General features: G+C 66.1%; 15 protein-coding genes. 8 read left to right on the forward strand and 7 right to left on the reverse strand.

All coding sequences use genetic code 11. From position 1 onward, the window contains the following. Nucleotides 1-111 precede the first annotated feature (111 nt). Entirely contained in the window at nt 112-1,032 is a 921-nt protein-coding gene (locus F813_RS0107975; RefSeq protein ID WP_017926151.1) for a branched-chain amino acid transaminase, read from the reverse strand. 13 nt (nt 1,033-1,045) lie between these two features. Beyond that, nucleotides 1,046-3,973 (reverse strand): bifunctional [glutamate--ammonia ligase]-adenylyl-L-tyrosine phosphorylase/[glutamate--ammonia-ligase] adenylyltransferase, encoded by a 2,928-nt coding sequence (gene glnE, locus F813_RS0107980; protein ID WP_017926152.1) that lies wholly within the window; start codon nt 3,971-3,973, stop codon nt 1,046-1,048. Between the two features lie 430 nt (nt 3,974-4,403). Between glnE and F813_RS0107985 the strand changes: the two genes are divergently transcribed. The 5 genes from F813_RS0107985 to F813_RS0108005 all read left to right on the forward strand — a co-directional run bounded on the left by F813_RS0107985 (nt 4,404) and on the right by F813_RS0108005 (nt 14,486). Then, nucleotides 4,404-5,441 (forward strand): Fe(3+) ABC transporter substrate-binding protein, encoded by a 1,038-nt coding sequence (locus F813_RS0107985; protein ID WP_012981713.1) that lies wholly within the window; start codon nt 4,404-4,406, stop codon nt 5,439-5,441. Nucleotides 5,442-5,658: 217 nt separating this feature from the next. Further along, nucleotides 5,659-7,338, forward strand: a complete 1,680-nt coding sequence (locus F813_RS0107990) for an iron ABC transporter permease (protein WP_017926153.1) — start codon at nt 5,659-5,661, stop codon at nt 7,336-7,338. Nucleotide 7,339: 1 nt separating this feature from the next. Further along, nucleotides 7,340-8,455 (forward strand): ABC transporter ATP-binding protein, encoded by a 1,116-nt coding sequence (locus F813_RS0107995; RefSeq protein WP_012981711.1) that lies wholly within the window; start codon nt 7,340-7,342, stop codon nt 8,453-8,455. 95 nt (nt 8,456-8,550) lie between these two features. Further along, entirely contained in the window at nt 8,551-10,341 is a 1,791-nt protein-coding gene (locus tag F813_RS0108000) for an autotransporter assembly complex family protein (RefSeq protein WP_012981710.1), read from the forward strand. Continuing rightward, nucleotides 10,338-14,486 carry a translocation/assembly module TamB domain-containing protein gene (locus F813_RS0108005; protein ID WP_012981709.1) on the forward strand — a complete coding sequence of 1,383 codons (4,149 nt, stop codon included), beginning with the start codon at nt 10,338-10,340 and terminating at the stop codon, nt 14,484-14,486. The genes F813_RS0108000 and F813_RS0108005 overlap by 4 nt, the downstream gene beginning before the upstream one ends. Before the next feature lie 31 nt (nt 14,487-14,517). Here F813_RS0108005 and F813_RS0108010 read toward each other — a convergent pair whose 3' ends face one another. The 5 genes from F813_RS0108010 to F813_RS0108030 form a co-directional block, all read right to left on the reverse strand. Then, the gene (locus F813_RS0108010; protein ID WP_017926155.1) at nt 14,518-15,018 is read right to left on the reverse strand and encodes a thioredoxin fold domain-containing protein; all 501 of its coding nucleotides are present in this window, start codon (nt 15,016-15,018) and stop codon (nt 14,518-14,520) included. A gap of 188 nt (nt 15,019-15,206) precedes the next feature. Next, entirely contained in the window at nt 15,207-15,848 is a 642-nt protein-coding gene (locus tag F813_RS0108015) for an OmpA family protein (protein ID WP_012981707.1), read from the reverse strand. Between the two features lie 412 nt (nt 15,849-16,260). Then, on the reverse strand, nt 16,261-17,919 hold the full coding sequence (gene groL, locus F813_RS0108020; protein ID WP_012981706.1) for a chaperonin GroEL: 1,659 nt from the start codon (nt 17,917-17,919) through the stop codon (nt 16,261-16,263). Nucleotides 17,920-17,970: 51 nt separating this feature from the next. Beyond that, nucleotides 17,971-18,261, reverse strand: a complete 291-nt coding sequence (gene groES, locus F813_RS0108025) for a co-chaperone GroES (protein ID WP_012981705.1) — start codon at nt 18,259-18,261, stop codon at nt 17,971-17,973. A gap of 135 nt (nt 18,262-18,396) precedes the next feature. Then, entirely contained in the window at nt 18,397-18,882 is a 486-nt protein-coding gene (locus tag F813_RS0108030) for an FxsA family protein (protein ID WP_012981704.1), read from the reverse strand. A 190-nt stretch (nt 18,883-19,072) separates the two neighbouring features. On the opposite strand from F813_RS0108030, the gene F813_RS0108035 reads away from it, so the two are divergent. Genes F813_RS0108035 through F813_RS0108045 form a run of 3 tightly spaced genes read left to right on the forward strand, consistent with a single transcriptional unit; the run spans nt 19,073 to nt 21,897 of the window. Continuing rightward, the gene (locus tag F813_RS0108035; protein WP_017926157.1) at nt 19,073-19,627 is read left to right on the forward strand and encodes a thioredoxin family protein; all 555 of its coding nucleotides are present in this window, start codon (nt 19,073-19,075) and stop codon (nt 19,625-19,627) included. Nucleotides 19,628-19,635: 8 nt separating this feature from the next. After that, complete coding sequence (locus F813_RS0108040; RefSeq protein WP_012981702.1) at nt 19,636-21,030, forward strand: TolC family protein; 1,395 nt, start codon at nt 19,636-19,638, stop codon at nt 21,028-21,030. A gap of 39 nt (nt 21,031-21,069) precedes the next feature. Next, nucleotides 21,070-21,897, forward strand: coding sequence for an efflux RND transporter periplasmic adaptor subunit (locus F813_RS0108045; protein ID WP_017926159.1), 828 nt, complete (start codon nt 21,070-21,072; stop codon nt 21,895-21,897). Nucleotides 21,898-21,909: the final 12 nt, after the last annotated feature.

Raw genomic sequence — 21,909 nt, forward strand, 5'->3', positions numbered from 1 at the left:
CCGATCCTGCGTTGCGCCGCTTGCGGGTAGAACCACTACCCGCTGCACGACGCGCCTTGTCTCGGAAAACCTGGGGTGCCAACGCGAGCGTGTGCATTAATCAGTGTTTCCCTAGAGGTAGGTCAGCCAGCCGTCGTGCTGACGGTCGCGGCCCTGTACGACATCAAAATAGCGCGATTGCAGGCGTTCGGTAATCGGCCCGCGGGTCGCGGAGCCGATCGGGCGGTCGTCGACCTCGCGGATCGGTGTCACCTCGGCGGCGGTCCCGGTAAAGAAGGCCTCGTCGGCGATGTAGACCTCGTCACGGGTGATGCGCTTCTCCACCACGCGCAGGCCTTCCTCCTCGGCCAGGGTGATCACCGTGCGGCGGGTGATGCCGTCCAGCGCGGAGGTCAGGTCCGGTGTGTAGAGCACACCGTCGTGAACCAGGAAGATATTCTCGCCACTGCCTTCGGCCACGTAGCCCTCGGTGTCCAGCAGCATGGCTTCGTCATAGCCACAGCGTGTCGCCTCCTGCAGGGCCATCATCGAGTTCATGTAGTTGCCGTTGGCCTTGGCCTTGCACATGGTCACGTTCACGTGGTGCCGGCTGTAGGACGAGGTGCGGATGCGGATGCCCTTCTCCATACCCTCGTCGCCCAGATAGCTGCCCCAGTGCCAGGCCGCAACCATCGCGTGAACCTTCAGGTTGTCCGCGCGCAGGCCCATGCCCTCGGAGCCGAGGAAGCACATCGGGCGCAGGTAGGCGCTCTCGAGGCCATTGTCGCGCACCGAAGCGACCTGTGCGTCGTTCAGCTCGTCGGCCGAATACGGGATGGTCATGCCGAGGATCTTGGCGGAGTTGAACAGGCGTCGGGTGTGGTCCTGCAGCCTGAAGATCGCCGGACCGCGCTCGGTCTTGTAGGCACGCACGCCCTCGAACACGCCCATGCCGTAATGCAGGGTGTGGGTCAGTACGTGGGTCTGCGCCTCGCGCCAGGGCACCATCTGCCCGTCCAGCCAGATCACCCCGTCGCGGTCGGCCATCGACATGTCGTGTATCCCTCTAGGCGTTCTTGTTGGCGACCGGATCCGGCGCGCCGAACAGGTCATTCCAGGTTTCGATTACGCGGTCGCGCACCGCCAGCAACTCTTCGTCCGGCTCCTCGACCCGGGCGTCCCGGCCCGCCAGCGTCAGGCGGTGGATGCGGTTGCGCAAATCCCGATAGGCATCCGCCAGCGCCTCGCTCAGATCCTCGCTGATCACGCCCTCGCAGCCCAAGGCGTCCAGCGTGCGAATCTTGTCCGGCCAGTCGCAGACGGCGGGATGGTCGTGGGCGGATACCAAAACCCAGTATTGAACCATGAATTCGATATCAGTGATACCGCCCCGGTCGCGCTTGAGATGGAAGCCCTGGCCCTTTTTCGAAGCATGCTCGGCCAGCATGCGCTGGCGCATCTCGATCACCTCGGTCCGCAGGGCAACAGCATCTCGTTCGCGGGTCAGCACCTCGCGACGCAGGGCATCGAACTCCTTGCCCAGCTCGGCGTCGCCAGCGACAAAGCGTGCCCGCACCAGCGCCTGATGCTCCCAGGTCCAGGCGGACTCATCCTGATAACGGCGAAAGGCCTGCAGCCCGCTGACCAGCAAACCGGACGTGCCACTCGGCCGCAGCCGCGTATCTACCTCGTACAGCCTGCCAGCCGCGGTAAAGGCCCCCAGCAGATGAACCACCCGCTGCGCGACCCGGGCAAAGAATTCGGTGTTGTCGATCACCTTCGGCCCGGCGGTCTGTGCATCCTCGCCCTCGGAGTCATGCAGAAACACAACGTCCAGATCGGAGCCGTATCCCAGCTCGAAGCCGCCCAGCTTGCCGTAGCCGATCACCGCGAAGCGCGCCGGGCGCAGCTCGTCGCCCTCGCCGCAGCGTGGCTCGCCGTGACGCTCGATCAGCTTGTCCCAGGCGAGCTTTAGCACCCGCTCGAGCATGACCTCCGCCAGCCAGGTCAGGTGGTCGGAGACCTTCATCAACGGCAGAAAGCCCATGATGTCGGCCGCCGCCACCCGCAGGGTCTGCACCTGCTTGAACTGGCGCAGGCGGTCCAGCATTTGCTCGTGGTCCTCCCCCGGGAACTGCGCAAGTTCCGCCTCCAGCTCCTCGCGCAGACCATCGCGGTCCGGCGGCGCATACAAGGCACGCGGGTCGAGCAGCTCGTCCAGCAGCACCGGGAAGCGCGTCAGCTGCTCGCTGATCCAGGGGCTGGCCGCCACCAGCTTGACCAGCTGCGACAGCGCCAGCGGATTCTCGACCAGCAGCGACAGATACACCGAACGCCGGGCGATGGTGCGCACCATCTGCAGGGCGCGAGGCAGCACTGTGCCCGGCGCATCCAGCTCGGCCAAGGCCCCGATCAGCAGCGGCATCAGGCGGTCCAGCCGCTGGCGTCCGGTGGTACTCATCGCACGCACTCCGGGGCTCTCGCGCAAGTCCACCAGCCCCTCGAGCGCCGCCGCAGGGTCATCGAAACCGAGGGAGGACAGGGCCTCTCGCGCCACGTCGTCGTCCAGCGAGCCCTGCCACAGGCGATGCAGCTGCTGCTCGCGATCCGCCTCGGGCGAGCTGTCCATGGACTCGGCGTCGTCACGCTGCGGGGCGGTAAACACCTGCTCGAAGTGCGCATGCACCCGGCGCTGCTCGCGCACCAGCGCCGCCTCGAAGGTCACTTCGCTGTCGAAGCCCATCGACAAGGCCAGACGGGTCCGGTCGCCGGCAGAGCGCGGCAGACGGTGGGTCTGCTGATCATTGAGCATCTGCAGGCGATTCTCGACCCGACGCAGAAAGCGATAACCGCGCTCCAGCTGGTCGACCGCGTAGCCCGGCAGCAATTCGCGCTCGCGCAGCACCTCCATCACGCCCAGCAGGTCCCGCCGCTGCAGGGCCTGGTCGCGCCCGCCGCGAATCAGCTGAAACGACTGGGCGATGAACTCGATCTCGCGGATCCCGCCCTCGCCGTGCTTGACGTCTTCATAGCGGCCACGCCGAGCGGACTCGTCGTTGATCATCTGCTTGAGCTCGCGCAGGTTCGCAAGCGTGCCGTAGTCCAGGTAGCGGCGGTAGATGAACGGGCGCAAACGCTTCATCAGCGCATCTCCCGCGGCCGCGTCCCCGGCCAGCGGGCGCGCCTTGATCAGGGCGTAGCGCTCCCACTCGCGGCCATGCGCCTGGTAGTAGTCCTCCATGGCGTCGAAATGCATCACCAGGGGGCCCGAGTCCCCGAACGGGCGCAGACGCATGTCGACGCGATAGCAGAAGCCGTCCGCCGTCACCTCGGATAGCGCTGCGATCAGGGCACGCCCCAGCTTCTGAAAGTAGGCACCATTGTCCAGCGCCCGTTCGCCATCAGTCTCGCCGGACTCGGCGTAGGCGAAGATCAGGTCGATATCGGAGGAGAAGTTCAGCTCGCCGCCGCCGAGCTTCCCCAGCCCCAGCACGACCAGCGACTGCGGTGCGCCGTCGGCCCCGCGCGGCTGCCCGTGGCGCCCTTGGTAGTGGCGATCGAGCCAGTCCAGCGCGCCCTGGATCAGGCCCTGTGCAAGACGGCTGAGGTCATGCATGACCTCGTCCAGTCCCGCGCGCCCTTCCAGGTCCCGCCAGGCGATGCGGATCATCTCGCGATGGCGAACCTCGCGCAGCGCCTGTTTCAGCTGCCCTTCGCCTTCAGCCTTCTCCAGCGCGGCACGCAGCATCGCGGCAAAGGCGTCGTCGCCCCGTTCGGGCACTCGCCCCTCGGCGTCCAGAGTGTCCAGCAGGTAGTCCGGATGCCGCCGTAACGTCTGGGCCAGGTAGTGGCTGAAGGCCAGCGGACTGGCCGCATCGCCCGTCAGGCTGTCGGGCCACTCGGCCAGCCCGCCCAGGTCGTTCAGCAGGTGCGCGACCTCCTCATCAAGGACGGGGGGCAGGGCTTCGGGGGTCTTGGGCAGGGGCTTGTCCATGGGCCAAGCTTAGGGAAACACTGATCAATTTACACACTCGCGTTGGTAACCCAGGTTTTCCGAGGCAAGGCGCGTTATGCCACGGGTAGTGGTTCTACCCGTAAGTGACGCAACGCCGGATCGGGGAACCCGGGATGCCAACCCCAAGGGGCTCGGCCACCCGTTGTTATCAAAAACGGGCGTGCACACCGCGTTGCGGCTCCCTTGTGCAGAATGCTGCACGGCAGTCACCGCGCCTTGTTCGCACGCAAAAGCGACGAGGCAGCGAGCGTGTACATGGATCAGTGTTTCCCTTCGAAACGGCGGCCGACGTGCATGCCAGCCCCTTAGAAAGGCGCAAAGCCCCAACTCGGTAGCAGATAATCGTTGACACGGATGAGAACACAAATAACAATCGTTCTCGTCTCATTTGCCAAATGGAAGATTCAGCATGTCGTTTCGCCCCCTTTCCTGGCTGGTGATGGCCGCCGCGGCCGTGGCCGTCTCCATGCCCCTGGTCGGCTGCAGCCCGGCTGACGAAGACGAAGTCAATCTCTACTCGGCGCGGCAGGAGAACCTGATCCAGCCCCTGCTCGAGCAATTCACCGAGGAGACCGGCATCAAGGTCAACCTGGTCACCGGCAGTGCCGACAGCCTGCTGCAGCGCCTGCGTCACGAGGGGCGCAATTCGCCCGCGGACGTGCTGATCACCGTGGACGCCGGCCGCCTGCACCACGCCCAGCAGGCGGGTGTGCTGCAGGCTGTGGAATCCGACACGCTGAACGAGAACATCCCAGAGCGCTATCGCGACCCCGAAGGCGAGTGGTACGGCCTGTCGCTGCGCGCGCGCCCAATCCTCTATCACAAGGACCGGGTCGATCCGGATGACCTGTCCACCTACGAGGCCCTGACCGACGAGCAATGGGAAGGCCGCATCTGCATCCGCTCGTCCGACAACGTCTACAACCAGTCGCTGGTGGCCGCGATGATCGCGACCGAGGGCGCGGAGGCTGCCGAGGCCTGGGCCGAGGGCATCGTGAACAACATGGCGCGCCGGCCGCAGGGCGGCGACCGCGACCAGATTCGCGCAGTGGCCGACGGGGTTTGTGATGTTGCGATCGCCAACACCTACTACCTGGGGCTGATGCTCGACGGCGACGGCAGCGACCGCGATGTCGCCGAACAGATCGGCGTCTTCTGGCCCAACCAGGACGACCGCGGTACACACGTGAACATTAGTGGTGCGGGCGTGACGGCGCATGCCCCGAACCGCGACAACGCCATCCGCCTGATCGAGTACCTCACCTCGCAGGAGGCGCAAGAGTGGTACGCCGAGGCCAACCAGGAATATCCGATCCGGGATGATGTGCCGGCCAGCGAGATCCTGCAGGGCTTTGGCGAGTTCAAGTCCGACGACATCGAGCTGCACCTGCTGGGCGACAACAACAGCGAGGCAGTGCGAATCATGGACCGCGTACGCTGGCGCTGATGCCCTTCGGGCCCACGCGTTTCGCAAGCCCCCGGCTCCGCCCGGGGGCTTGCTGTTTCTGCGAAGCCTGTAATGGGGAAGCAGTCTTGGTGGTATTCGAAACAAGAACCTTTATTATTCGCACTCCATGAGCGCCCAGCCCTCCAACCCAGCCCTGCCCGCTACGCGAACCATTTCTTGGGGCAGACCGCGACTATCGTTCAGTCTGTGGTCGGTCGTGGCGATCACGGTGGCGCTGGTGCTCGCGCTCCCGGTGCTCGTGATCTTCGGGCATGTATTCATCCCGGCAGGCGAGGTCTGGGAACACCTGCGCCAGACGGTACTGGCCGATTACGTCACCAACTCCCTGGCGCTGGTGGTCGGCGTCGGTATCGGGGTGCTGCTGATCGGCGTACCGGTCGCCTGGCTGGTCAGCATGTGCGAATTCCCCGGACGCAGCATCTTTCAGTGGGCGCTGATGCTGCCGCTGGCGATGCCGGCCTACATCATTGCCTACACCTATACCGGCATGCTGGACTTCTCCGGGCCAGTGCAGAGCCTGATTCGTGACCTGACCGGGCTGGGCTACGGGGAGTACTTCTTCCCCGAGATCCGCTCGCTGGGCGGGGCGATGGTCATGCTGATGCTGGTGCTCTACCCGTATGTGTACCTGCTCAGCCGCGCGGCGTTTCTGGAGCAGTCGGTCTGCGTGCTGGAAGTCTCGCGCACGCTGGGTCAGGGTCCTTTCGGCGGGTTTCGCCGCGTGGCCCTGCCACTGGCCCGCCCAGCGATCATCGCCGGGCTGACCCTTGCGCTGATGGAAGTGCTCGCGGACTACGGCACGGTCGCCTACTTCGGCATCAGCACCTTTACCACCGGCGTGTTCCGCACCTGGTACGGGCTGGGCGACCCGGCCGCCGCCGCGCAGCTCTCGGCGGTGCTGCTGACCTTCGTGTTCATACTCATCGTGCTGGAGCGCTGGTCGCGCGCGAAGGCCCGCTTCCATCACACCAGCCGCCGCTATTCCACCCTGCCGCGCTATCGCCTGCAGGGCTGGAAGGCCGCGGCGGCGTTCACCGCCTGCCTGCTGCCGGTGGTGCTCGGGTTCCTGCTGCCCGCTGCGCAACTCACGATCTGGGCGGCACAAACCACCGACCACTGGATGAACGCCCGCTTTGCCGGGCTGGTGTTCAACACCTTCTGGCTGGCGGTCGCCGCGGCCGTGATCGCCGTGGTTCTGGCCCTGGTACTGGCCTATGCCAAGCGCATGCAGGGCGGTCCGTTCACCAACCTCGCCGTACGCGTGGCGGGCATGGGCTACGCGATCCCCGGCACGGTGATCGCGATTGGCGTGATGATCCCGTTCGCCGCCTTCGACAACGCCCTGGACGGCTTCATGCGCGACACCTTCGGGCTGTCGACCGGGCTGCTGCTGTCCGGCACCGTGTTCGCCCTGCTGTTCGCCTACGCGGTGCGCTTTCTCGCGGTCTCGCTGCAGACGGTGGAGGCAGGCCTGGGCAAGATCCAGCCGAGCATGGACGACGCCGCCCGTTCGCTGGGCATGCGACCGCTGCAGACCCTGACCCGCGTGCACCTGCCGATCATGCGCGGCACGCTACTGACGGCGCTCTTGCTGGTCTTTGTCGATGTGCTCAAGGAGCTGCCCGCGACACTGATTCTGCGCCCGTTCGACTTCAACACCCTCGCCGTGCGCGCCTTCGAGCTGGCCGGGGACGAGCGGCTGGCCGAATCCTCCAGTGCCGCACTGGCCATCGTGCTGGTCGGGCTGGTTCCCGTTATCCTTCTGTCAATGACCATCGGCCGCTCGCGGCCTGGTCAGGGTGCACCCAACCAGCGCCCGGACGCCGAGGCCGATGCGCCGCAAAAACCGCTTCCCATGCCTGCCGGTACGACCTGACATGACACAAGCCGCCACCTCCAACGCCGCCATCCAGGTCGCCCACACGCCGCTGCTGGAACTCGACGATATCGACATCGGCTACGACGGCAAGGCCGTGGTGCACGGAGTCTCGCTGGCCCTGCCCGAGGGGCAGATCGGCTGCCTGCTGGGCCCCTCCGGCTGCGGCAAGACCACCCTGCTGCGCGCGATTGCGGGCTTCGAACCGGTGATGCGCGGGGCCATCCATCTGGGCGGACGCGCCGTCAGCGAGCCCGGGCATACGGTGCCCCCTGAGCGCCGCGGCGTCGGCATGGTCTTTCAGGATTTCGCGCTGTTTCCACACCTGAGTGTCGCTGACAACATCGCCTTCGGCATTCGCGACTGGAGCCGCGATGCGCGCGCCGATCGCGTGCAGACGCTGCTGAAACTCGTGGGCCTGCCCGGGTACGGCGAGGCTTATCCGCACGCCCTGTCCGGCGGCCAGCAGCAGCGCATCGCGCTGGCACGCGCCCTGGCGCCGAAACCCGCGCTCCTGCTGCTGGACGAACCTTTCTCCAGCATGGACGTAGAGCTGCGCGGTGACCTGGCCCGCGAGGTGCGCCGCATCCTGCGCGCGGAGCACACCACCGCGATCCTGGTGACCCACGACCAGCACGAGGCATTCGCCTTTGCCGACCGCATCGCGGTCATCAACCAGGGGCGCATTGCCCAGTGGGATACCGCCTACAACCTGTATCACCGCCCCGCGGACCGCTTTGTCGCCAATTTCGTCGGGGAAGGCACGTTGATCCCCGGCATGGTCTGCACCGAAGATCGCGTGGACACCGCCTTTGGCGAGCTCCAGGGTTCGATGTCCGAACATCTCCCGCCCGGCACCGCAGTGGACGTGCTGGTACGCCCCGACGATATCGCCATCGACAACGAACAGGGTACGGTGCAAACCGAGATCCTCGACAAGGCCTTCCGCGGGGCCGACTTTCTCTACACCCTGAAGTTACCCGACGGGATCAGCGTGCTGTGCATGGCACCCAGTCACGACAACTTCGTGATCGGCGAGCATGTGCGCCTGCGCCTGGACTTCACCCATCTGGTGGTGTTCTCGCGCGGGAGCGGAGTGGACTGCCCGAGCGTCTAGTTCTCACCCTGCCGGGGAACTCGTACCCGCGTACGGGACACTGATAGGGACGCGCTCTTTGCCGAATCCACGCGGGTAGCCGGTATCATCGTTTCATGACCCTTTTCTCTCGCCCGCATCCGTTTTCCCTGTCGCATGCGCACGCGGTTCGGCAGGTGAGATGGATCGGGATCCTCCTGGTGCTGCTGGCGTTTCCCCTGGCGGCCGACGAGGACGATGGCCCGGTACCGGGTCTGGTGCTGGAAGGCGGCACGGAGTTCCAGCGCGAGAACATTCGCAACAGCCTCAACCTGGCGCGTCAGCCCTGCGACCTGCCCGGCTTTCGCGAGCGCCGCCTGCTGCGCGATACAAAGGAGCGTGCCCGCAATGCCCTGCGCGCCGTCGGCCATTACGACGCGGAACTGGACCTGAGTCTGGAACACGACGACGACGGCTGCTGGGACCTGCACCTGACGTTCGACCCCGGCCCTCCGACCACAGTGGAAACCATCGACATCCAGGTCACTGGCGAGGGGGTCGGCGATCTGGCGTTCGAGGCCGTGCTCAGCCAGACCGACATCCAGGAAGGTGATGTCCTGCGTCATGACCGCTACGACACCCTGCGCAATCGCATGACACGGATTGCGGCGGATCGCGGTTATTTCGACGCGGACCTGCACACCCGCCGCCTGGAGGTCGACCGCGAGAACCGCACCGCGACCATCCGGCTGCACATGGATACGGGGGATCGCTACCGCATCGGCCGGGTCACGCTGGACCAGGACATCCTGGCGCCGGAGTTCGTCGAACGCATGATCCCGTTCGAGGAAGGCGATCCCTACAGCTCCTCGCAGATCATCGCGCTGCAGCGAAACCTGAATGACTCGGGGTACTTTTCCGGCGTACGGGTACGCCCCCTGCGCGACCAGGCGGAGGACCGACACGTCCCGATCGTGGCCGAGTTCGAACCCCGTCGGCGGCACAGCTACGAGGCCGGCATCGGCTACTCCACCGACATTGGCCCGCGCCTGCGCTTTCGTTTCGAGAATCGCTACGCCAACCAGCTCGGCCATCGCTATCACGCAGAGCTGGAGGCCTCGCCGGTGCGCTCCGGTGTGGGCTTCAACTACGCGATACCGCTGCGCGACCCGCTGCGCGAGCAGCTGAACCTGTTCACAACCTACCGCACCGAGGACACCGATACCCAGCAGTCCGACCGCTTCCAGGTCGGGGCCAACCGCGTGCTGCAGCGAACCGGCGGCTGGCAGACCACTGAGGGCCTGCGCTACGAGTACGAGGACTACACCGTCGGCGAGGAAACGGACCGCAGTCGTCTGCTGATCCCTTCCTACCGAATCGGCCGCATGGAGGCGGACGACCCGATGACCCCGCGTCGCGGCTACCGCTTCGACATCACCGTGCAGGGGGCCCAGGAAGAACTGCTGTCCAGCACCTCGTTCGCGCAGGTACTGGCCAGTGGGAAGTTCGTACGTGCCATCGGCCCGGGACGGGTCCTGGCCCGCGCCGATGCCGGATTCACCGAGGTGGATTCGGTCCGCGACCTGCCCAGCTCCCTGCGCTTCTTCGCCGGCGGGGACGCCAGCATCCGCGGCTACGGCTACCAGAAGGTCGGCCCGACCAACGAGGACGGCGACGTGATCGGCGGACGCCACAAGGTGGTCGGCAGCCTGGAGTACGACATCCCGGTACGCGGCAACTGGAGCGCCGCCGCGTTCGTGGACGCCGGCAACGTCGTCAACGAATGGACCGAGTTCGACCCGGTCTACGGTGTCGGCATGGGCGTGCGATGGCGCTCGCCGGTGGGACCGATCCGCGTCGACATCGCCCACGGTCCGGACTCCGATGACGACTTTCGCATCCACTTCTCCATGGGACCGGACCTGTGAGGCGCCTGGGCAAGGCACTGCTGTGGCTGATCGGCGGGGTCCTGCTGCTCCTGGTCCTCGCAGTGGGGTCCGTGGTCGCGCTGCTGGCCTCCGAGAATGGCACGCGCTGGCTGGCCGAGCAGGCCGAGCGACACGCCCCGGTGGATCTGCGCATCGAGCGCGTCGAGGGCACGCTGTTCACCGAACTCGCAATCCACGGCCTCTACCTGTCGCTGCCGGACGGCCCTCACATCGAACTGGACGAGGGCCTCCTGAGCATCGACGCCCGCGCGGGCCTGCGCGGCGAGCTGAGGATCCCGGTCGTTCACGCGACCGGGCTGCTGATCGACCTGCCGCCCGAGGCGATCGATGACGACGAGGAGCCATTCGAACTGCCCGATGCGATCCGCCTCCCGCTGGCCGTACAACTGGAGGATGTCCTGCTGAGCGACCTGCGGGTGTACCGCGAAGGCACGCCCCTCGTCGCCATCACGCAGATCGCGGCCCGGGCCCGCGCCAGTGGCGCCCTGATCGAACTCCAGCAACTCGACCTGGACATGCCGGAGATCCAGGCGCAACTGCAGGCGCGGGTCGAGACCGAAGGCGACTACGCGGTGACGGCCCAGGGCACCTGGACCGCGCCCCTGCCGGACGCGGTGGCCGAAGGCCTCGATACCAGCGAGGCACAGGGACGGCTGGACCTGGACGGACACCTGCGAGAGCGCCTGCGGCTGCATCATGCCCTGAGCGCCGGAGTGGATCTGACCCTGCAGGCCGAGGTGGTCAATGCGCTGGGGGACCCGCGCTTCGACGTCGAGGCCACCTGGACCCCATTCGCCTACCGGATCGCCCCGGACCGGACCGCGCATGTCGCCACGGGACGGCTCCATGCCTCCGGCGAGCCCGGCGACTGGTCGCTGGGCCTGGATGGCGGCGCCCGGCTGGACGAACTGCCCGCAATCGAACTCGTGCTACAAGCCCATGGCGATTTGTCCATGGCCGAGATCGAGACACTGAGGCTGGATTCCGGGGCTGGCCGGCTGACGCTCGCCGGACCCGTCCGTTTCGACGAGGCCCTCGACTGGGACCTGCAACTGGCGCTCGACGACCTCGACCCCACCCCCCTGGGTCTGGAAATGGACGCCGGCCTGGAACGCCTGCGGGCCAACCTGCAGGGCCGCCTCCCGCTGGATACCGAACAAACACCACTCGCGGCCCTGGAAGCCGCGATCGACATCCACGAACTGCGAGGCTATTTCGAGGACCATGTCCTGACCGGGCAGCTGGGCCTGACACTCGCGGACGGGACGGCTCGCCTGCGCGAGAGCCAACTCAACGTCGACGAAGACGCCCTGACGGCTACCCTCAGCGGTCAGGCCGCGGGGCTGGGCGGGGACCTGGCTGATCCGGAGCACGCGCTGGATCTCGAAATGGATCTGGCACTGACCGCACCGGATCTTGCTCGCCTGCAGGAGGAGCTGGAAGGCCACCTGGAGCAGCTGCGCATTGCCGTATCCGGTCGCTATACCCCCGCCTCGGGACAGCTCCAGGCCCAATTGCACCTGGACCCCCTGCGGGCCGAAAGTCATGGCATTGGCGTGACCGGCGACGGGCGCGTGGACCTGACCGAGACCGGCGCCCGGATCGATCGCCTGCGCCTGGCGATGGACGACGGCGGGCGCCTGGATCTGGCAGGGGATGTGGGCTGGGCCGAGGGTCTCGACTGGGACCTCGCGCTGCAGGCCGAGGCGCTGGACCCGGCCATCATCACGCCCGAGGCGCCGGGCCGCCTCGACCTGACACTCACCACCCGCGGCCGGCAGGCCGAGGATGGCGTACTGCATCTGCAAGCTGAACTGGAACGCCTGACCGGCACCCTGCGCGAGCAGCCGGTCGAAGGGCACGGCCGGGCCGAGCTGGAAGGCGATGCCCTGACCGTCGAACAGCTGGAGCTGGCACTCGGCGCCAACACCCTGAGCGCACAGGGCCGCTGGACCGAGGTACTGGATTTCCGCCTGCGGGTAGACGCCCCGGAACTGCACCAGCTATGGCCCGACCTTGCGGGACAACTGAACCTGGACGCGCACGTCACCGGATCGCCCGAGGCGCCACAGGTAGCGGCCGAGGGCGACGGTGCCGGGCTCCGACTGGGAAACATTGCGCTGGCACGGGTTCAGCTGAGTGCCGAGGCCGGGCTCGCAGAAGATGCCCCCGCCCGACTGGACCTGCGGCTGGAGGACCTGGAGCCGGCCACCGGGATCCACCTGGCCAGCGTGCGCCTCGGCGCCACGGGGACCATCGATGATCATCGCCTGGATCTGGACGTAGACGGCCAGGAACTGGGGACACTGGCACTGGCGCTGACGGGAGGCTTCGACCTCGAGACTACGCACTGGAGCGGTCGACTAACCCGCCTGGATATGACGCAACCCCAGGCGGGCGACTGGTCGTTGCCCGCCCCGGTCGCCCTGGAAGGCGGCCCGGAGTCCGCACGCCTCGAGCGCCTGTGCCTGACGCGGGAAGGCGGGCGCATCTGCGCAGAAGGTCGCTGGCAGGAGGCGACGGGCGGAGACTTCAGTGCACTACTGGAGGACCTGGAGCTTGGCTGGCTGGAGCCTCTGTTGCCGCCTGAACTGGGCATCGAGGGGCAAATCAATGCCGAGGCCAGTGGCCGCCTGGATGGCGAGGGGCGTATCGACGCGGACCTGGCCGTGCGCCCGACGGATGGGCGTCTGATGGTGCGCGACGAGGATGGGGAGCTGCAGGATGTGCCCTATCGCGACGCCTACCTCGATGCGCGCGTACGCGACCGCGACGTGGATGTCGGTTTTCGGCTCGGTTTTCTCGATGGCGGTATTGCACGCGCGACCCTCGAACTGCGCCCCGACGGCGACGATATGCGCATCGATGGCGACCTCGAGGCCCGCCTCGATGATCTCTCCTGGATTGCGGCGGCAAGCCCCGACATCCAGCGCCTTCGCGGCGTGCTCGATGCCCGGCTGACCTTCGGCGGACGCCTGGACGCCCCGCTGGTCGAGGGCGCTGTGCGCTTCACCGACGGGGGCGTGCTGATCCCGGATGCCGGGATCGACATCCTGATCCCCGAGGTCACCGCCAATGTCGTCTCCGCCGAGGAAATGACCCTGGACGGGCGACTGGAATCAGGCGATGGTGCCATCGACCTCGCGGGTCGCGTAGACCTGGGGGACGATGGGCCGCGTGCCGAGATGCAACTGCGTGGAGAAGACTTCCTCGCCGTGAGTCGAGTGGACGCCGAGGCGACGATCACCCCGGACCTGGAACTGGTGTTCACCCCCGAGGACGGCATCCGCGTTCGCGGGGAGGTGTTGCTGCCCTGGGCCCGGATCCGCCCACCGGACCTGCCCCCGGGTGCGATCCGGGTCTCCGGAGACGAGATCATCCTGGGTGAGGAACTGGAAGAGGCACAGGCGCTGAAGACGGACATCCGCATCCGCATCCGGCTGGGTGACGACGTGCGCTTTGACGGCCATGGGCTTACCGCCCGCTTTGCCGGCGAGGTCGATGTCGAGGAGATCGCCGGGCGCCCGACCCAGCTGTTCGGGGAGATCCGCATCCCCGAGGGCCGCTTCAATGCCTACGGCCAGGATCTGCGGGTCGACCGGGGCATCCTGCTGTTCCAGGGGCCCGCGGAAACACCGGAACTGGACCTGCGCGCCGTGCGCACGGTACGCGAGTACAACGTGACGGTCGGGCTCGAGATCGGCGGGACCCCGGACAACCTGCGCTCAAGGGTCTTCTCGGAACCCGCGATGGACGAGACAGAGGCCATGGCCTTCCTACTGACCGGACGACCGCTGTCGGGGGCTTCGGAGTCGGACGGCAACATGATCGCCTCGGCAGCCGCCGCCTACGGACTGGAGCAAAGCGCGCTGATCACCCAGCGGATCGGGACGGAGCTGGGGCTGGACGAGGTCACAATTGATACCGAAGGCGGCATCGAGGAGAGCGCCCTGACCCTGGGGCTGTATCTGTCCCCACGCCTGCTGCTGCGCTACTCGGTGGGCCTGTTCGACAACACCTCGAGGGTGTTGCTGAGCTATGAGCTCAGCCGGCGGCTGACGCTGGAGACCTCCTCCGGCACCACCGAGCAGACCGTGGACCTGATCTACCGGATCGAACGCTGACCAGCGCTGGAGTAGCGAGGTCAACGCCTTGCTAGCTTGATCCCCCGTTGTGGCGGATGGCCTGCTGGATGCGCTGACGAATCTGGCTGCGATAGAGCTGCTCGTTGGGGATACCGACGAGCGGCTCGCCCACCGGATTGCCCTCGGCGTCAAAGGCCATGATGGTCGGGACCACACGCGCCCCGTAGGCACGGCCCAGTTCATGGCCGCGGCGCACCTGGCCGTCGAAGTCGCGCACCTCTTCACGGTCGAGGATGACCTTTCGGATTTGGATACCCTCGTAGCTCGCGTCCTCGCTCATCGGACCCAGGTGCTGGTGTTCCGCCCGGTCACAGTAGGGGCAACTGGTCGAGGCAAACATGATCAGGGTCGGCTTGCCGTCCCCATTCTGCGCCAGAGACTGCAGATCCGTGGCCCGCTCGATCCCGTGCGCGGAGGCGGCGCCAGACAGCAACATGCTGCCGAGCACCAGGACGACCGTCAGGCCGGCCAGCCGGATGCCCTTGCGCAGCTTGAACGTATGCAGATTCATGATTGGTACGGTCCTCCGGTTTTGGACTCAGTCTAGGACGAGAGGCTTAACCGAAGCTTAACGACCCCGCGCCACCACCACACGACCAGGGCTCCACTGCCCTTCATAAAAAAGGCCCCGCCGAAGCGGGGCCTGATTCCCGGGCCATCGGACGGACCGATGGCCGGATACCGACAGGTATGGAGACCTTAGTCGGCGCGCTGACGCACGTCGGAGGTCACTTCCACGCGACGGTTGGCCTCGCGGCCTTCGCGGGTGGAGTTGTCGGCGGTCGGGCGGTCCTCACCGTAACCCACGGTGCGGATGTCGTCTTCACGCACACCTTCGCTGGCCAGGAAGTCGGCCACGGACTGGGCGCGACGCTCGGACAGGCCCTGGTTGTAGTCGGCCGGGCCGATGGTGCAGGTGTGACCTTCGACCAGCACCGAGCTGTACTCGACGTCATCGGCGGTCAGGCTGCGGGCCAGTTCGCGCAGGGCATCGCGGCCTTCCGGACGCAGATCGGCACTGTCGAAGTCGAACAGGGCCTGCGCACTCAGCGTGGTGGTTTCAAACTCGGGCTCGGGCTCGGGCTCGGGCTCGGGGGCCGGATCCGGCTCGGGGGCCTCTGCGGTTTCCTGGATGTAACCGGCGCACTCGGAATGACGCACGTTTTCCGGTGCCCAGGAGCGGGTACGCACGCACTCGCCGGAGCGGTCCATCACGACATTGCCGCTACGGTCGGTGACGTTGGCCGCCGGCGGCTCCTGAGCCACTGCCTGGCTCGCGGTACCGATCAGCAGCGTGGCCACGGACGCGGCCAGAATATTCTTAACCAGCTTGTGATTCATGTTCATAGCCTCCTTGTAAAAACAAACGACGACTGATCAGAGACAAGCGCGTTGCCGAACGGTTGACTCCCGACCGGAATCTGGAGCAGCGAGCGCCAAGCCCTCTACAGCAGCTTGATAGTGGCACATGCTTTCCGGTTTTGCACGCATTCCAGTCAAGAATTGTATCGGCATCACAACGTTGTCACATTAAGGAAACACCTGTCTGCGATCAGGCGACTCCCTTCTTCTGTCTGGCCAGGGCAACTACCTGCCCATAAAAACGCCAACCTCACCAAGAACCTTGTTCCCTTAAGGACACACAGATTACTTGTGGGTTCCGGTGCACAAGAACAGCCTGGCGCGCCCCAGACAAAAAGACCCCGCCGCAGCGGGGTCTCCTGTTGCTTGGCCTAACAAAAGGCCGAGCGGCTTACATCATGCCGCCCATGCCTCCCATACCGCCCATACCACCCATGTCGTCCATGCCGCCGCCGGCACCGCCGTCGTCCTTCTTCGGCAGCTCGGCCACCATGGCCTCGGTGGTGATCAGCAGGGCGGCCACGGACGCGGCGTTCTGCAGCGCGGAACGGGTCACCTTGGTCGGATCCAGGATCCCCATCTCGATCATGTCGCCGAACTCGCCGGACGCGGCGTTGTAGCCGTAGTTGCCCTTGCCTTCCAGGACCTTGTTCAGGATCACGGAAGGCTCTTCGCCGGTGTTGTAGACGATCTGGCGCAGCGGCTCTTCCATCGCGCGACGAGCGATGTTCACGCCGGCGGTCTGCTCGTCGTTCTCACCCTTGAGCTTGGCGATCGCCGCGCAGGCACGCAGCAGGGCCACGCCACCGCCAGGGACCACGCCTTCCTCGACGGCCGCACGCGTGGCGTGCAGAGCATCCTCGACGCGGGCCTTCTTCTCCTTCATCTCGACCTCGGTGGCGGCACCGACCTTGATCACCGCAACACCGCCGGCCAGCTTGGCCACGCGTTCCTGCAGCTTTTCCTTGTCGTAGTCGGAGGTCGCTTCCTCGATCTGGGTACGGATCTGGTCGACGCGGGCCTTGATGTCCTTGTTCTGACCCATGCCATCGATGATCGTGGTGTTTTCCTTGGTCACCTGCACCTTCTTGGCACGACCCAGGTCTTCCACCGTGGTCTTCTCCAGCGACAGACCGACCTCTTCGGAGATCACCTGGCCGCCGGTCAGCACCGCGATATCCTGCAGCATGGCCTTGCGGCGGTCGCCAAAGCCCGGGGCCTTAACGGCGGCCACCTTCACGATGCCGCGCATGGAGTTCACCACCAGCGTGGCCAGGGCCTCGCCCTCGATGTCCTCGGCGATAATCAGCAGCGGCTTGTTGGACTTGGCCACGCCTTCCAGGATCGGCAGCAGATCACGGATGTTCGAGATCTTCTTGTCGAACAGGAGGATGTAGGCGTCGTCCAGCTCGGCGCTCATGTTCTGCTGGTTGTTGATGAAGTACGGCGACAGGTAGCCGCGGTCGAACTGCATGCCTTCCACGACATCCAGCTCGTTTTCCAGCGAGGAGCCTTCCTCGACGGTAATCACGCCTTCCTTGCCGACCTTGTCCATCGCATCGGCGATGATCTCGCCGATCGCCGTATCGGAGTTCGCGGAGATCGAGCCCACCTGGGCGATCGCCTTGTGCTCGGTGCACGGCTTGGACAGCTTCTTCAGCTCTTCGGTCGCGGACTTCACGGCCTTGTCGATACCACGCTTCAGGTCCATCGGGTTCATGCCGGCGGTGACCGCCTTCATGCCTTCGCGGACGATGGACTGGGCCAGCACGGTTGCGGTGGTGGTGCCGTCACCGGCGGCGTCGGAGGTCTGCGAGGAGACTTCCTTGACCAGCTGGGCGCCCATGTTCTCGAACTTGTCATCCAGTTCGATCTCCTTGGCCACGGACACACCGTCCTTGGTCACGGTCGGGGCGCCGAAGGCCTTGTCCAGGACCACGTTGCGGCCCTTCGGACCGAGGGTGACCTTCACGGCGTTGGCCAGAGTGTTCACGCCCTTGGCCATGCGGGTGCGGGCGTCGTTACCAAAACGGACTTCTTTAGCACTCATGTCTCGTTCTACTCCTGCAAAAAATGGGGATAGGGGCGGATCGCGCGGGGCTTAGCCCTCGATCACGGCCATGATGTCGTCTTCGCGCATCACCAGGACGTCTTCGCCTTCGACCTTGACCTCGGTGCCGGAGTACTTGCCAAACAGCACCTTGTCACCGGCCTTCACGTCCAGGGCGCGGACTTCGCCGCTCTCCAGGATCTTGCCGTTACCAACCGCAATCACCTCGCCGCGAATCGGCTTCTCGGCCGCCGAGTCCGGGATCACGATGCCGCCGGGGCTGGTGCGCTCTTCTTCCATACGCTTCACGATGACGCGATCGTGCAAAGGCCGCAGGTTCATGGTGCGAACTCCTTATATCGATGTTCTTAACAGGTTGGAGGATGTCGGGTAGGCGCCCTGTTAGCACCCACCCCGAACGAGTGCTAATAATAGGGGCACACCGAGCCGAGTCAAGGGCACGGGGAAGGAGAATTCTCAGCGGCGGTCGTCGTGGTCCAGACGTTCGTCGGAGGCAGATTCGTCACCGGCGTCATGGCGGCGGAACTCGCCTTCGATCGGGTCGCCCGGCCCGGCCGCACCCGGGCCACTCGCCCGCGCCCGGATCATGCCCCGGCGCAGGATGCCCTCGGCCGCCCAGCGCCGCAGCGGCGGCACCAGCAACACGAAGCCCGCCGCGTCGGTGAAAAACCCGGGCAACAGCAGCAGGACCGCCGCCGACATCAGCAGCCAGCCCTCGACCAGCCCGCGCGCAGGCATCTCGCCTCGGGCCAGGCTCTGCTGCAGGCGCCGCCAGTGGTAGAACCCCTGCAGACGAAACAGCAGCAGACCCGCCGCGGCCGTCGCGATCACCAGCGCCACCGTGGCCAGCGCCCCGACGGCGTCGCCCACCCAGGCGAAGCCGAAGATCTCGAGCAATACCAACCCGAGAAAAACAAACAACGGGAGGAAGGGACTGCGCATGAATAACGGGTTCCAGACAAGACGAGCGAATTATTGGAACACGCCCCCAACCCCCTGTCGAACAGCCCTTCGATGGGCATGCCGCGGCCACTCGGACCCGTTCTGTTTTTCCTTGCATTCGGGAGGGAATTGAGGGACGCTCTTGCCCGTCTGATTTGTGAATGACGTCCGAGAATCGGAGCCCAGCCGCATGAGAGCAAGCCGCATCATTTCCCTGTTCCCCACCCTGCTGGCTGCCCTGCTCCTGGCGCTCCCGGGGCTGGGCAGCGCCGGCGTGGAAGACCCGCGCGACCCAACCCACCACTTCTTCGACCCGACCTTCGGGGATTTTCCCGAGGAGCTGGAGGAGGCCCGCGAGGCCGGCAAGAAAGGCATTTTGCTGTTCTTCGAAATGGACGACTGCCCGTTTTGCCACCGCATGAAGAATCAGGTCCTGAATCAGCCCGAGGTCCAGGAGCTCTACAAGGAACGCTTCCGCATCTTCGCCGTAGACGTGGAAGGCGCCATTGAGGTCGTCAATTTCGAGGGCGAAACCAAGACGATGATGGACTTCGCCACCCGCGACTTCCGGGTGCGTGCGACGCCGGTATTCCAGTTCTTCAACCTGGATGGCGAACCGATCACACGTTTCACCGGGGCGACCCGGGATGTTGACGAATTCCTCCTGCTGGGCGAGTTCGTCGCCGAGGGGCACTACGAAGACGGCAATTTCACCCGTTTCCGTCGCGAACGCGCTGGACGATAGGTACCCCGATGCATCCAGGACATGCGGTGCCCCGGCACGCACGGCTTCGAATCGCAGCGCCCCTTCTGGCCACCTTCATCGTATTCACGCTCGCACTGTTGCCTGCCATCAGCGCCGCGCAGGGCCTCCCGGCGGATGGCGTAATCGATCCCGAACCACTGCCCGAGCCACTGCGGCTGCAGAACGCGCTGACCGCAGTCGATGCCCTCCACCCTCAGGTTCAACGGGCGCGGGCGGAACGCGAGATCGCCGAACAGGAACTCGCCAGCACCCAGGCCGGACGCGACGTCACGGTGAATGCGCGCCTGGAGGCTCGCTGGATCGAGCCCAATGACCTCGCCCCGGATCAGAGCCGCAACGACTCGCGTGCCACCCTCGTCGCCCGCAAGCTGCTGAGCGACTTCGGCCAGTCGAACGCGCGCGAGGCCGCCAGCACCCAGCGCCTTGAGGCCGCCCGCGAGATGGAGATCCTGGCGCACGCCCGCCACTCGCTGCATGTCATGGAGCGGTATTTCAACGTCCTGCTCGCCGACCTCGGTTTTGCCCGCGACACCGAGGCCATGGCGGCCGCATTCGTCAGCAAGGAGCGTGCGGAAGAACGTGCACAACGCGGACAGGTCTCGGATATCGAGGTCTTTCGCCTGGAGTCGGAATACCAGACGCTGCGCGTGCAGCGCCAGCGCGCCCTGCAGAATCAGCGCCGCGCCCGCGACGAGCTCGCCGAGGCCCTGAACCGCCCCGGCGAGCGCATTCGTACCGTGCTGGCACCCGCCCTGCCGCTGGATCTACCGGAACTCCCGGGCCTGGACGATCTGATGGCTGAACTCGACAGCGCGAATCCGACCCTTGCCGCCGAGCGCATGCAAGTAGAGGCCGCCGCACGTGGCGTGGATGCGGCCCGCGCCCAGCGCCGCCCACGCCTGTATGCGGAGGCCGAGACGGGCTACTGGAACCGCGAGTTTGGCGGTGATCGCAACCCCTTCGCCGCCGGGCTCGTGCTGGAGGTGCCGCTGTACGAGGGACGCCGCCAGGACAGTCGTGTGGGCCACGCAGTCGCGGCCCGCCAGCGCGCGGAGGCCGATCTGGGACAGGCCCGAATCGAGGCGCGCAACCGCCTGCGCGAGCTTTATCACGAAGCCCAGGCCCTGCGGATGCAGCGTGACGAGGCCGAATGGCGCATGGACTATCGCCAGCTCTACATCGACCGCGCCCGCTACCTGTACGACATCGAGGACCAGGCCGATCTCGGCGACTCGATGGTCCAGCAAAGCGCCGCAGCCTATTTTAACGCCCAGACCGAGTTCGAGCTGGCCATGGTGTACGAGCGCCTGGCCCTGCTCACCGGGCGCGGTGACCTGAGCCCCTTCCGCCTGGCCGGTACGGCCGTGGCGGAAACGGAGTAACAAAAGCGCGTCCACGGACGCCCCGACGGAGTACACGCGATGTCCATCGATCGCCTGAACCAGGGCAACTCGACCCGACGGCTGTTGCTCTCGGCCGTCGCCTGCTGTGCCTTTCTGGCGCTGACTCCCGCTGGGTCGGCGGCCGAGGAAAACGGCGCGCTGGAAGGCCATCTGGACTGGGGCCAGACCTACCGCATCACGGCCCCGGTGGCCGGCAAGATCGAGGCGATCGAGGTCCGCCCGGGTGAGCATGTCGACCAGGACACCGCCCTGTTCCGCCTGGATACGCGCAGGGTCGAGGCCGACCTGCGTGCCGCGCAGGCCGCCATCGAACGTCTGCAACTGGAACTGAACGAGGCCAATCGCGAGGTCGAAAAGGCGGAGGACCTGTACGACCAGACCCTGATCGCCCTGCGCGAGGTGGAACTGGCACGCATCCAGCAGGCCACTGTCGCCGCACGCCTGGCCGAGGCCCGCGCCCAGCGCGACCGTGCACGCGCCGATCGCGACGACGCAACAATTCGCGCCCCGGCCAGCGGCCGCATCACGCGCATCGATGTCTCCCCCGGCCAGTTCGTGAATCCCGCTCTGGCGCCGGCCGTGCTAGCGGTACTTGGAAGCGGCGACTCCATGCGGGTCCGCGCGCTGGTGGTACCCGAGCGCATCCACTCGCTCAGCGAGGGGCAGGAGGTCACGATTACGATTGGCGAGTACGAGTTTTCTGGCACGATCGATCGGATCGGCTGGGAACTTGTGGGCAAAGACGAGGATCAGAGATACCGGGTCGAGGCCGAGTTCTCGCCGGGCGATGATGCCGTACTGCGCCCCGGCCAGCCGGCCCGGATCGAACTTCGTACAAATTCCTGATGCCCAAGAGTC

Source organism: Thioalkalivibrio sp. HL-Eb18 (assembly GCF_000364985.1).
GTDB lineage: Bacteria > Pseudomonadota > Gammaproteobacteria > Ectothiorhodospirales > Ectothiorhodospiraceae > Thioalkalivibrio.